Genomic DNA, 12,972 nt, shown 5'->3' with positions numbered 1-12,972 from the left:
GTTTCTGCGGATCGCCTCCGTCATGCCGGACGTCTCGCTGCCAAAGCGGCGCGCCGTTCCATTCGAACACCGCTTTCCCCACGATCGCCGATGACGAACCCGACACCCAACATCCTGATCCTGATGGCCGACCAGCTCACGCCGTTCGCGCTGCCCGCGTACGGCAACCGCGTCGCCCGCACGCCGACGCTCGACCGGCTCGCCGCCGAAGGCGTGGTGTTCGACGCCGCGTACTGCGCGAGCCCGCTGTGCGCGCCGTCGCGCTTCTCGCTGCTGACCGGCAAGCTGCCGTCGGGCATCGGCGCCTACGATAACGCCGCCGAATTGCCGGCGCAAACGCTGACGTTCGCGCATTACCTGCGCGCGGGCGGCTACCGGACGATGCTGTCCGGCAAGATGCATTTCTGCGGGCCCGATCAGTTGCACGGCTTCGAGGAGCGACTCACGACCGACATCTATCCGGCCGATTTCGGCTGGGTGCCGAACTGGGACAGCCCGACGGAGCGGCCGAGCTGGTATCACAACATGAGCTCGGTGCTCGATGCGGGCCCCTGCGTGCGCACGAATCAGCTCGACTTCGACGACGAAGTGACGTTCGCCGCGAAGCAGAAGCTGTACGACGTCGCGCGCGAACGCGCGGCCGGGCACGATGCGCGGCCGTTCTGCATGGTCGTGTCGTTGACCCATCCGCACGACCCGTATGCGATCACGCGCGAATACTGGGATCTGTACGGCGACGAAGAAATCGACATGCCGGCCGTGCGGCTCGATGCGGCCGAAAGCGATCCGCATTCGCAGCGGCTGCGCTTCGTCTGCGAAAACGACCGCACGCCGCCGACCGACGCGCAGATCCGCGCCGCGCGCCGCGCATATTACGGCGCGACGTCGTACGTGGACACGCAGTTCGGCAGCGTGCTGGCCGCGCTCGAGCAATGCGGGTTCGCCGACGACACGATCGTGATCGTCACGTCCGACCACGGCGACATGCTCGGCGAGCGCGGGCTCTGGTACAAGATGACGTTTTTCGAGGGCGGCTGCCGCGTGCCGCTGATCGTGCATGCGCCGGGCCGCTTCGGCGCCGCGCGCGTGCGCGGGCCCGTGTCGCACGTCGACCTGCTGCCGACGCTCGTCGATCTGGCCGGCGCGGCGCCGGCCGGCGGCTGGCCGGACCCGGTCGATGGCGCGAGCCTCGTGCCGCACCTGCAGGGCACGCCCGCGCACGACGTCGCGCTCGGCGAATACCTCGCGGAAGGCGCGCTCGCGCCGGTGGTGATGATTCGGCGCGGCGACTGGAAATATGTGCATTGCCCGGCCGATCCCGACCAGCTCTACCACCTGTCGGACGACCCGCGCGAGCTGACGAACCTGGCCGGGCAGCCGGAAGCCGCCGACGTGCTCGCCGCGTTCCGCGCGGAGGCCGCGCAGCGCTGGAACCTGCCCGAGCTGGACCGGCAGGTGCGCGCGAGCCAGCGACGCCGGCGCTTCCATTACGCGGCGACGACGCAGGGCCGCATCCACGCGTGGGACTGGCAGCCGTTCACCGACGCGAGCCAGCGCTACATGCGCAATCACATCGAACTCGATACGCTCGAAGCGATGGCGCGTTTTCCGCGCGTCGGGCGTTGAACGTCCCGCAGCGATCATTGAAGAACGACGGAGGAAGCGAACCATGAAACGGCAACGCAATGCAGCATTCCGAAGGATCGGCGCGGCGTTCGCCGCCGCCGCGTGCGTGGCGGCGACGCAGCCTGCGTCCGCCGCCGATCCGCAGACCTGCGGCGACGTGAAGATGGCGGCGCCCGGCTGGACCGACATCGACGCGACGAACGCGATGGCGGGCGTCGTGCTGAAGGCGCTCGGCTACCGGCAGGACGTCGCGAACCTGTCGGTGCCGATCACGTACCAGGGGTTGAAGAAAGGGCAGGTCGACGTGTTCCTCGGCAACTGGATGCCCGCGCAGGCGCCGCTCGTGAAGCCGTTCGTCGACGAGAAATCGATCGACGTGCTGCACGCGAACCTGAGCGGTGCGAAGTTCACGCTCGCGGTGCCCGACTATGTGGCCGCGGCCGGCGTGCACACGTTCGCCGATCTCGCGCGCTACGCGGACCGCTTCGGCGGCAAGATCTACGGGATCGAGCCCGGCGCGCCCGCGAACCAGAACATCAAGCGGATGCTGTCCGACCACGCGCTGGGGTCCGCGAACTGGTCGCTCGTCGAATCGAGCGAGACGGGCATGCTCACGCAGGTCGAGCGCGCGGTGCGCGACAAGCGCTGGATCGTGTTTCTCGCGTGGGAACCGCATCTGATGAACACGAAGTTTCATCTGACGTATCTGTCGGGCGGCGATGCGTACTTTGGACCGAACTACGGCGGTGCGACGGTCAACACGGTCACGCGTGCCGGGTTCGCCGGCCAGTGCACGAACCTCGCGCGGCTGTTCCGGCAGATGACGTTCTCCGTCGACGTCGAGAACCGGATGATCGCCGACATGCTCGACCACAAGACGTCGCCCGCGCTCGCGGCGCAGCATGCGCTGAAGGCCGAGCCCGCGCTGCTCGCCGGCTGGCTCGACGGCGTGACGACGGCGACCGGCGCACCGGGCCTGCCGGCCGTGCGCGCGGCCCTCGACGGCCGCTGATTGCCTTCCTCCTGGCGGCCGGTTTTTGCCGTGCCGCCCGTCTACGTGTTTTCCCGACCCGTCGCATCGTGACCATTTAGTGTCGCCTTCAGACGGGTGACCGGAAATATGGGTTTGTATTTTTCGCCAATGGCTGCGTTATTGCGGAAAACGAAATAGCGGAGCCAGCAGACGTACCGAATTCGAATCAGCCGGCGTATTGCGGCACGCGCCAGGCCACGGTTCTTTCCATCGAACGGTTCAGGGAGGGTGGTCGACAATGAAGCAAAAGAAAGTCGCCGTAGCCGCCGCGCTTGCATGCGCGGCCTGTATTCCCGCCATCGGGCATGCGCAGAGCAGCGTGACGCTGTACGGGATTCTCGACGCGGGCATCACGTACGTGAACAACACGGGCGGCTCGCACGTGGTCAAGTTCGACGACGGCATCGCCTACGGAAACCGCTTCGGCCTCAAGGGCACCGAAGACCTGGGCGGCGGCCTGAAGGCCGTGTTCACGCTCGAGAGCGGCTTCCACCTCGGCAACGGGCAACTCGGCTTCGGCGGCGCGGAATTCGGCCGGCAGGCGTATGTCGGCCTGCAGAACGACTGGGGCACGCTGTCGTTCGGCAACCAGCTCGACATCACGAACGAACTCGTGTCGATCTACAACATCTCGGCGTGGGGCAGCGGCTATGCGATCCACCAGGGCGACTTCGACCGCTTCAACGGCGACCGCCTGCCGAACTCGGTGAAGTTCCTGTCGAACGACCTGAGCGGCTTCAAGTTCGGCGCGATGTATTCGTTCGGCAACGTCGCGGGCAACTTCCATCGCAACAGCGCCTGGAGCGCGGGCGCGAGCTTCACGAAGGGCGACTTCTCGATCGGCGCCGCGTACACGCGCCTGAACAACCCGAACGGCATCTACGCGTTCGACCCGTACGCGATGATCGGCACGCATACGTTCCTCGGCCAGCAGACCGTTACCGTCGATCCGGCGACCGGCGCCCGCACCGACCTGTTCTCGAACACCGCGATGGACGTCGACAGCCAGGGCACGTTCGGCATCGGCACCAGCTACACGATCGGCAAGCTGACGCTCGACGCGAACTACTCGTACACGACGATCAAGGGCTTCGGCCAGTCGTCGCACATGCAGGTGTACGAAGGCGGCGGCCTGTACCAGTTCACGCCGGCGCTGAGCTTCATCGCGGGCTACCAGCACACGCGCTTCGAAGGCCATCACTGGAACCAGGGCACGGCCGGCCTGCACTACCTGCTGTCGAAGCGCACCGACATCTACATCTCCGGCGATTACCTGCGTGCGTCGCAGGGCGTCGATGCGGTGATCGGCTACAGCTTCACGCCGTCGACGACGCAGACGCAGGCCGACGTGCGGATCGGGATGCGGCATTCGTTCTAAGCGGCGTGGCAGGATGATGTGACGTCTTCAGCGAGGTCTCTCTTTGGCGCGAACCACGGTTCGCGCTTTTTTTGTTCGATGCGCCGGCTTCATCGGGCGCGCGGCCGACTGCCGGCCGGTTTTTCGTGGTTGGCATATCATCGCGGTTTGGCCGCGTCCGCACCGTCGCCGCGCGCACGCACTCGCGTGTGTCGTCGTTTCCCGAACGGTTGCGGTGCGCAGCGCCAACCGCCGAGATCCCGATGACCACCCCCGTGCCCGATTCCCGTCCTTTATCCCCGTTACCCGCCAATCTGTTCCGCCACGCACCGTTCCAGCGTTTCTGGGGCACGCGCGTGATGTCTTCCCTGGCTTTCCAGATCCTGTCGGTCGCAATCGGCTGGTATGTGTACGCGCTCACGCACAGCGCGTTCGCGCTCGGTCTCGTCGGCCTCGCGCAGTTCGTGCCGATGTTCGCGCTGACGCTCGTCGTCGGGCAGGTGGCCGACCGCTACGACCGCCGGCGCATCGCGACGATCTGCCAGAGCGTCGAGGCGCTGGCCGCCGGCGTGTTCCTGATCGGCGGGGTGCAAGGGTGGCTGGCCGCGCCGGCCGTGTATGCGCTCGCGGCGATCGTCGGCACGGCGCGCGCGTTCGAGTCGCCGTCGGTGTCGTCTTTGTTGCCGGCCGTCGTGCCGCGCACCGACCTGCCGCGCGCGACCGCGCTGTCGACGTCCGCGAACCAGGCCGCGCAGATTCTCGGGCCCGCGTTCGGCGGGCTGCTCTACGGTGTCGGCGCGCCCGTCGCGTTCGGCACGAGCGTCGCGGCCTTCGCGATCGCGGCGATGCTGAGCGGCACGATTCCGCTGCGTACCGCGCCGCCGGCGCGCGAGCCGGTCACGCTGCGCTCGGTGTTTTCGGGCATCGCGTTCATCCGGCGCGAGCCGGCGATCCTCGGCGCGCTGTCGCTCGACCTGTTCGCGGTACTGTTCGGCGGCGCGACCGCGCTGCTGCCGATCTACGCGCGCGACATCCTGCAGGTCGGCCCGTGGGGGCTCGGCGCATTGCGCGCGGCGCCGGCGGTCGGCGCGCTCGCGGGCACGCTGTGGCTCACGCGTTTCCCGTTGACGGGGCGGCCGGGCCGCGCGATGTTCGGCGGCGTGATCGCGTTCGGCATCGCGACGATCGTGTTCGGATTGTCGCGGCACTTCGCGTTGTCGCTCGTGGCGCTGGCCGCGCTCGGCGCATCGGACGTGATCAGCGTCGTCGTACGACTGTCGCTCGTGCAACTGCGCACACCGGACGACATGCTCGGCCGCGTGAGCGCGGTCAACTCGCTGTTCATCGGCACGTCGAACCAGCTCGGCGAATTCGAATCGGGCGTGACGGCTGCGTGGTGGGGCGCGCCGGCCGCGATCGTCGTCGGCGGCGCGGCGACGATCGCCGTCGCGCTCGCATGGATGCGGCTCTTTCCGCAGCTCACGAACATGAAGTCGCTCGAACGCGACGCATGACGCGCATCACGCGTCATGCATCCTGCGTCACGCGCACGGCCGTGCCGTAGCAGATGACTTCGGTCACGCCCGCGCCGATCTCGGTCGAGTCGTAGCGCATCGCGACGATCGCGTTCGCGCCGAGCTTGCGCGCGTCGGCGAGCATCTTGTCGAACGCCTGCTCGCGCGCCTTCTCGCACAGCGACGTATAGAGCGTGATGTTGCCGCCGAAGATCGTCTGCAGCGACGCGCCGAACGAGCCGACGATCGAGCGCGAGCGCACGACGATGCCTTGGGCGACGCCGAGCGAGCGGACGGTCGTATGGCCGGGCAGGTCGAAGGCGGTCGTGACGCGGGCGGGCGACAGGTCGTCGATGGAGCGGATGGGTTCGGTCATGGTGGGCAAGCGTGTGGCGAGTGGTCGAACGACGATTCTAGCCGGACCGAGACAACGCATTCGAACGGGCGCCCCCAAAAGCAGACGGGCGCCCGTGTCGTTGCCGAACGCGAGAGCCGCTCGGCGACGCACGCTCAGCGCTCGATCGTCGCGCCGGCAATGCCGCCGAGATCGACCGCATAGGCGAGCGCGAGCTTGCCGAACTTCAGCGCATGGTTCGCCTGTCGATCCGAGTTCTCCAGCGTGTCGTTCACCGTGTGGATGTATGGGCTGTCGTTCTGGTCGGCTTCGAACGGGAACGATGCCGGGTACCCCTGCGCATTCCACGACGCATGATCGGAGCACGCATAGCCGCACTGCGACGTGCCGATCGCGAGCTCCGGCAGGTAGGTCGCCGCCAGGTTCTTCACATAGGTGTTCTGCGCGGCGTTCGTGTAGTCGGTGATCAGGTAGATGTCCTTCGGATCGCCCTTGTAGTTCGTCATGTCGAGCTGCAGCACGCCGACCACGTTCGCATTCTGCGTGCGGAACTGCTTTGCGATCGCCTTCGAGCCGAGCAGGCCGGCTTCCTCGGCCGCATACCCGACGAACTTGATGGTCCGTTTCGGCCTGTAGTTGTTCGCGAGCAGCACGCGCAGCGCCTCGGTCAGGCTGGCGATGCCCGACGCGTCGTCGTCGGCGCCGGGCGAGCGCGAGTTCTCCGTCGTGCGGCCGACGGTCGAATCGAGGTGGCCGCCGAGCACGACCGTGCCCGCGGCCGGATCGCTGCCGCGGATCGTCAGGATCACGGATTTCTGCGGAAAGCCCGTGTGCGCGAACTGTTCGACGGTGATGTCGGCGCGTGATCCCGCCAGCTGCTTCCACTGCAGCGCGAGCCAGTCGGACGCGGCGACGCCGTGCGACGTCGTGTAGTAGCGGTTCGTGAAGCCGGACAGCGACGTGATCGTGCCGACGATGTTGCTCGCTTGCAGTTGCTGGACCCACGTGCCGATCTGCGGCACGTTGGACACCGTGTACGCGGGGGCGGCTGCCTGTTTCGCGAGCGTCTCCGGTAACGGCTGCAGCGCCTGCCGCGCGTCGTCGAACGAATCGTGCACGACGTAGCCGGGCCCGTGGCCGCGCGTGTGGTGGACGGCGTGGGCCAGCTCGCCGAGCCGGGCATCGTCGATCTCGACGACGTGAACGGTTTCGCGGCGCGCGGCGCCGTCGGCCGCCTTGCCGGCATCGACGGTCGTGCTGTACTGCGCGGTTGCGGTCGCATCGATGCGTTGAAGCTGGCGGAACGCGGTGTCGCCGAGCGTGATCCAGACGGGTGTCGCGTGCGCGGCGGCGCTCAGCAGCATGCCGCCCAGCGCGGCGCTCAGGCAGGTTGGTGTCAGAGTGGGCATGTTCGATCTCGTGAGGATGGCGATGTCGATGAAGGGAGCGCGCCGCAGGTCGTGCGATGCGCTCCCGCCTGCTGCGGTATTACGACTTCTGCGGAACGGTCACGCCGTACGTGCAGCTCTTGTTGTACGCGTTGCCGATCGCGGTGAGCTGCGCGCTGCTGTAGCCGAGCGCGGAGGCAGCCGTCAGCACGGCCTGCGCGGCGGCCTTCTGGTTGGTCGAGCTGTTGGTCATCGACAGCCCCTTCAGGAACGCCTTGTCCATCGCCTGCGCGCCGATCGCGTCGCGCGCGACGAGGTTGCACGACGCCCAGTACTGGCCGGCCGTGTGGATCTCCGCGCCGCGCGCCTGCGCGTAGGTGCGCCCGACGTTCCAGTTGGTCACGCGGCCGCCCCAGAACTCGTTGTGACCGTCCCAGTTGTAGACCCAGTGATACTGCGCATCCGACGGGCTCCACTGGTTGAAGTCGCGGCTGTACGCGGCGGCGAGATAGTCGCCGGTGCCTTCCGACAAGCCTTCCTGTTGCGACAGGCCGCCGTTGGTGACCCAGTCGTGGATGCCGTGGCCGAGTTCGTGGATCACGACGTCCGCGTCTTCCGCGTCGTCGACGCCGCCTTGCCCGAACGTCAGCCGGCCGCTGCTCGACGAATACGACGAGTTGTCGTCGCCCGATTCGCCGTGCGGGTCGTACTGCACGCCGCCCGTGTACTGGTACGGCAGCGCCTTGATGCCGAGCGTCTGGTTCACGTAGCGCAGGAACGTGTCGATGTGGTAGTACACGTTCACGGCTTCGAAATACAGGTTGCCGCGCGTGAACTCGAACGCGGGCGTGGACTGCGACGGGCAGGCCTTGTCGAGCGGCGCATCGAAATCGATGCACGACGCGTACGGGCCCGTCAGCGTGTAGCGCGTGCCCGACTGCGCGAGATCCTTCAGCGTCACGCGCACGCGCGCGGCCGCGAGCTGCGTCGAATCGGCGTCGTTGCTGTCCTTGTAGCCGGTGCTGCCGTAGCTGCTTTTCGTCGGCGACAGCGGATCGGGGCGGAACACGAAGCCGGTGCCGTCGGTCGCGTAGAACGCCTTGTCCTCCGCGCGCAGCACTTCGCCGCTTGCCGAGTCGATCAGCAGTTCCCAGTCGCCTTTCGGGCCGTCCTGCGGACGGCCGCGCACCTTCCACGCGGTGTGCGTGCCGGCCTTGTCGACGAACGCGACGAGCTGCGCGTCGAGATGCGTGAAGCCGCTCACGCCGAGATACGCGCGGGCGCGGTCGAGCGCCTGCTGCTGGTCGACGGCCTGCGACTTGCGCGTCGTCGCGACCACGCCGTTGATCGTGTTGCTCGCGACGTACAGGATGCGGCCGTCCTTCGCGACGGTCACCGCGATGTCGCTGCCGTACACGGGCAGCCCGGCGGCCTGCTGCTGCAGGCGCACGACGGTGAAGTCGGCGTCGTTGCGCTCCGACGTGACGACGAGGCTCGCGAGCGCGGCCGCGTCGAGCCCGAGCTGCGCCGCCTGCGACGCGACGAAGTCGCGCGCGGTGGCGGCGGGCGTCGCGGCAGCTTTCTTGACGCGATAGGCCGGGTTGTACAGCGTGACGGCGACGCCGTCCGCGCGGAATTGCCCGGCGGCCGTGTCGGCCTTCGCGGCCGGCGGCGCGACGCCGCGCGTCAGGCTTTCGCGCAGGCTCGCGGCCTGCGGATTCGGCACTTTCGTATCGGCCTGGGTGCCGCCGACGATGCCGAAACCGAGCACGAGACCCAGGACGAGCGGCAATGCTTTGCGTGATGTCTGCATACGTGATCCTCATCTCAACGGTTGGACACGCCCGCGCGCTCGTGGCGAGCAGGCACGACACGGCCCGCGCGCCGGTTCGATGGGACCGGTGCGGCGAAGCGGTGTGGGAATGTCGACTGACTAAGGAGCGCTAAATGTCAGGTCGAAAAGAAGCGGGCAGGCGAAGCGGAGAAGAAGCGAACGGCAGGCAGGTGCGGCGACGGCGAATCGAGCATCGTCATGTCATACCCCTCGGATCGATCGTGATATCGGTGGGCAGCCTGCGTGGCACGACGCGCGCGAGATGAAGCAGGCGTATCGTTAGGCTGCCTATCTAACTTTTTTTGGTATGTTACAGAATATTTTCAACGACATTCCAGATTATTTTCGACGACCGCTTCGGTTCGTCGACCAGTTGCCGACATTGTTCAGCGAACGGACGGAAACGCCGCCGGAACGCGCAATACCGCGCCGGATTGTGATCAAAAGCCGAGACGATCAGCGCGTCGCCCGCCGGTCGCTGCGCGGGCTCATTCCGAATCGTGCGCGATAGGTGCGCGAGAAATGCGACGGCGATTCGAAGCCGCACGCGACGCACACCGACGTGATGCTCATGTCGGTCTGCTGCAGCAGTTCGCGTGCGCGATCGAGGCGCAGGTTCAGGTAGAAGTGCGTCGGCGTGTCGTTCAGCGTCGCGCTGAACAGCCGTTCGAGCTGGCGCCGCGTGATCGACACCTCCTGCGCGAGCGCGTCGGAGCCGAGCGGGTTCTCCATGTGCCGCTGCATCGTGCCGATCACCTGGATCAGCTTGCGGTTGTGCACGCCGTAGCGCGCGGCGATCTCGAGCCGCTGGCTGTCCGAGCGCTGCCGGATGCGGCTGACGACGAACTGCTCGGAGATTGCGGCCGCGAGATCGGCGCCGTGCCGGCGGCCGATCAGGTCGAGCATCATGTCGATCGACGCGGTGCCGCCCGCGCACGTGATGCGCCGGTCGTCGATCTCGAACAGCTCCTGCGTCGCGTTCAGGCCGGGATAGCGCTCGCGGAACGCGGCCAGCGCTTCCCAGTGCAGCGTGAGCGATTGCGACGCGTCGAACAGCCCGGCCTCCGCGAGCACGAAGCTGCCCGTATCGATGCCGCCGAGCGTGGCGCCGTGCCGGTGCTGGCGGCGCAGCCAGTCGCCGAGCGTGCGCGTGTAGCACACGAGCGGATCGAAGCCGGCGACGACGAACACCGTATCGACCTGCGGGACGTCCGCGCACGCGGCTTCGGCGGCGACCGGAATGCCGTTGCTCGCGGCGACGGGCGCGCCGTCCGCGCTGATCACGTGCCAGCGATACAGCTCGGTGCGAAAGCGGTTCGCGACGCGCAGCGGCTCGACCGCGGACATGAAGCCGAGCGCGGAGAAGCCGGGCAGCAGCAGGAAGTGGAAATCCTCGGGCATCGGGGCGTGGGGTGGAAGCAGGGGGGCGCTGCGCACCGCGCGGGCCGGCGCGCAGTGCGCCGAACGTTCAAGCCGGGATTATCGCGGTTTTTTGCCGGCGCTCAGCGCGTTTTTGCACCACTCACCGTGCGGCGCGCCGTCGTCGACGGCAATTCGCCGAATTGGGCCTTGTACGCGTTCGCGAAATGCCCGAGATGCATGAAGCCCCAGCGTGCGGCCGCTTCGCTGATCGGCAGGTCCGATTGCCGCGTGTCGAGCAGCAGGCGTCGGACCTGCGCGAGGCGCAGCGCGCGCGTGTAGTTGAGCGGGCTCGTCTGGACGACCGACTGAAAGCTGTTCTGCATCGTGCGCCGGCTCACGCGCAGTTGCGTGCACAGGCTCAGGATGTCGACGGGCGCTTCCGGGTGCTCGATCACGTAGTCGTGCACGCGGCGCACGATGTCGGCGTGACAGGCATGCGTGAGCCGGTTCGACGGCTCGGGCATCCGGTACGTGAGGAGATCGACGAGCACGTTGCCGACGTCGGCGCGCAGCGCGTGTTGCGCGGGCGCCGCGTCGAACGCATCGGGCGCCGACAGCACGCGTTCGAGCAGCGTCGCGAGCTGCATGCTCGCACGGTCGCGCGCGGCGACCGGCACCTCGACGACGCCGCGCCGCAGCGCGCGTGCGTCCAGCCGCACGTCGGCCGCATCCTCGATCTGCTGCATCAATTCGGGTTCGACAACCACGCCGATCAGCGACATGTCGTCGGGTGAATGGAGTTCGAACGGCGCGCCGCCGCGCGCCATCACGATCGTGCCGCGCTCGAGGCGCGCATCGCCGAACGCGAAGGTGCCCGAGCCGGTGAGCGGCATGCCGAACACCGTATGGCCGTGCGGCAAACATCCGCGCTGGATGATGCGCACGTTCGCCGCTTCCTGGAACAGTTGCGCGCCGTCGAACACCGCGTTTTTGACCGCGCTGCGATACGCGCCGGACCCGATCTGGTCGTAACGCTGATTCCAGCCGCGCAGCGCCTCGGCATGTCGGTCTGCGTCGTCGAACCTCTGATGAAACGCGAGCACGGCCCCTCCGGCGATCGTTCGAACCGCGCAAGATTAAACCGACCGAATAGTCGGCGCAATACGGGGCAGCGCTATTCCGTGTGCATGTTTCAGAGGGTCGGAAGGGGCGGTACAGCGAGGCTTTCACGCGCATTTCCAATATCCCGAATCGGCACGTACGCGTTGCCGGTCCGGGTGCTGACGGGATTTATTGTCGAACTACAGTCGCCCCACATAACGTGAATTCCCCACTGGAGGCGGCATGAGGACAAGGCGACGAACCGCGGCGCTCGCGGCGACGCTGGCGTTGGCGGCGGCATCGGCCGGCAGCGCGAACGCGACGGAAAAACCCGAAGAGCTGGTCGTGCAGAAGATGCCGCCGTGGCATCCGCACGAGGTCTATGTCGTCGACATCTCGATGCCGTCGATGACCGACGGGCGCATCCACGTGTACGACGCGGATGCGAAGAAGCTGCTCGGCCAGATCGACGGCGGCTTCGCCCCCGGCTTCGCGATCTCGCCCGACCGCAAGACGAGCTTCGTCGCGACGACCTATTTCTCGCGCGGCTCGCACGGCACGCGCACCGACGTCGTCGAGATGATCGACAACACGACGCTCGATCACGCGGGCGAGATCGTGATTCCGGCGAAGCACGGGCAACATGTGCCGTCGCCGTACAACACCGCGTTCAGCGCCGACGGCAAGCGGCTGTACGTCGCGAACGTCACGCCGGCCGCGTCGGTGACGGTGATCGACGCCGTCTCGAAGCAGGTGCTGTCGGAGATCGACATGGCTGCGTGCGTGCTCGCGTATCCGTCGGGCAACGACCGCTTCACCGCGCTGTGCGAAAGCGGCAAGGCGCTGACCGTCACGCTCGACGCGAACGGCAAGGAAACGAAGCGCACGATGTCGGACGCGTTCATCGACGTCGACAAGGATCCGGCGTTCGTGAACGCGTCGCGGTACAACGACGGCTATCTGTTCACCACGTACGGTGGCACCGTGCGCAGCGCCGATTTCAGCGGCGACAAGCCGGCGTTCGGCACGCCGTGGCCACTGCTGACGGACGCCGAGCGCGCCGAAGGCTGGCGTCCGGGCGGCCTGCAGCAGACGGCCGTGCACGCGAAGCAGCACCGTTACTACGTGCTGATGCACAAGGGCGCCGACGGCTCGCACAAGGATCCCGGCACGCAGGTGTGGGTGTACGACCTGAAGACGAAGCAGCGCGTTGCGCGCTGGGATCTCGCGCAGCTGAAGGTCGAGCCGCTCGTGTCGATCCAGATCAGCGAGGACGACAAGCCGCTGTTCTACGGGCTGACGGCGACCTCCGATCTCGTCGTGATGGACGCGCGTACCGGCACGCTGCGGCACGTCGAGAAGCAGATCGGCAATACGTCGTCGCTGCTCGTCAACCCGTGAG

General features: G+C 67.4%; 10 protein-coding genes. 5 read left to right on the top strand and 5 right to left on the bottom strand.

Features of this window, described 5'->3' with window-relative positions:
* Window positions 1–90 precede the first annotated feature (90 nt).
* From betC to HWX76_RS22270, 4 genes are all read left to right on the top strand, one after another.
* Window positions 91–1,626, top strand: a complete 1,536-nt coding sequence (gene betC, locus HWX76_RS22285) for a choline-sulfatase (protein WP_050012306.1) — start codon at window positions 91–93, stop codon at window positions 1,624–1,626.
* Between the two features lie 43 nt (window positions 1,627–1,669).
* The gene (choX, locus tag HWX76_RS22280) at window positions 1,670–2,638 is read left to right on the top strand and encodes a choline ABC transporter substrate-binding protein (protein WP_089489633.1); all 969 of its coding nucleotides are present in this window, start codon (window positions 1,670–1,672) and stop codon (window positions 2,636–2,638) included.
* A 259-nt stretch (window positions 2,639–2,897) separates the two neighbouring features.
* Window positions 2,898–4,037, top strand: a complete 1,140-nt coding sequence (locus HWX76_RS22275) for a porin (protein WP_050012308.1) — start codon at window positions 2,898–2,900, stop codon at window positions 4,035–4,037.
* Between the two features lie 242 nt (window positions 4,038–4,279).
* Window positions 4,280–5,530 (top strand): MFS transporter, encoded by a 1,251-nt coding sequence (locus HWX76_RS22270; protein WP_124652911.1) that lies wholly within the window; start codon window positions 4,280–4,282, stop codon window positions 5,528–5,530.
* A 13-nt stretch (window positions 5,531–5,543) separates the two neighbouring features.
* On the opposite strand, the gene HWX76_RS22265 is transcribed toward HWX76_RS22270, so the two are convergent.
* The 5 genes from HWX76_RS22265 to HWX76_RS22245 form a co-directional block, all read right to left on the bottom strand.
* Window positions 5,544–5,906 carry a YbjQ family protein gene (locus tag HWX76_RS22265; protein WP_050012310.1) on the bottom strand — a complete coding sequence of 121 codons (363 nt, stop codon included), beginning with the start codon at window positions 5,904–5,906 and terminating at the stop codon, window positions 5,544–5,546.
* A gap of 134 nt (window positions 5,907–6,040) precedes the next feature.
* Window positions 6,041–7,294 carry a M20/M25/M40 family metallo-hydrolase gene (locus tag HWX76_RS22260; RefSeq protein ID WP_176016346.1) on the bottom strand — a complete coding sequence of 418 codons (1,254 nt, stop codon included), beginning with the start codon at window positions 7,292–7,294 and terminating at the stop codon, window positions 6,041–6,043.
* 79 nt (window positions 7,295–7,373) lie between these two features.
* Window positions 7,374–9,086, bottom strand: a complete 1,713-nt coding sequence (locus HWX76_RS22255; protein WP_176016345.1) for a M36 family metallopeptidase — start codon at window positions 9,084–9,086, stop codon at window positions 7,374–7,376.
* Window positions 9,087–9,563: 477 nt separating this feature from the next.
* The gene (locus tag HWX76_RS22250) at window positions 9,564–10,508 is read right to left on the bottom strand and encodes a GlxA family transcriptional regulator (protein WP_050012313.1); all 945 of its coding nucleotides are present in this window, start codon (window positions 10,506–10,508) and stop codon (window positions 9,564–9,566) included.
* Window positions 10,509–10,609: 101 nt separating this feature from the next.
* On the bottom strand, window positions 10,610–11,572 hold the full coding sequence (locus tag HWX76_RS22245) for a helix-turn-helix domain-containing protein (protein WP_089489630.1): 963 nt from the start codon (window positions 11,570–11,572) through the stop codon (window positions 10,610–10,612).
* 241 nt (window positions 11,573–11,813) lie between these two features.
* Here HWX76_RS22245 and HWX76_RS22240 point away from each other — a divergent pair, with 241 nt between their 5' ends.
* A complete protein-coding gene (locus HWX76_RS22240) occupies window positions 11,814–12,971 on the top strand; it encodes an amine dehydrogenase large subunit (protein ID WP_176016344.1) in 1,158 nt (385 codons plus the stop codon).
* Window position 12,972: the final 1 nt, after the last annotated feature.

It is taken from the genome of Burkholderia sp. BCC0398 (genome assembly GCF_902833245.1).
In the GTDB taxonomy this organism is placed as follows: Bacteria; Pseudomonadota; Gammaproteobacteria; order Burkholderiales; family Burkholderiaceae; genus Burkholderia; species Burkholderia sola.
This window is presented reverse-complemented; position numbering and strand designations above follow the sequence as displayed.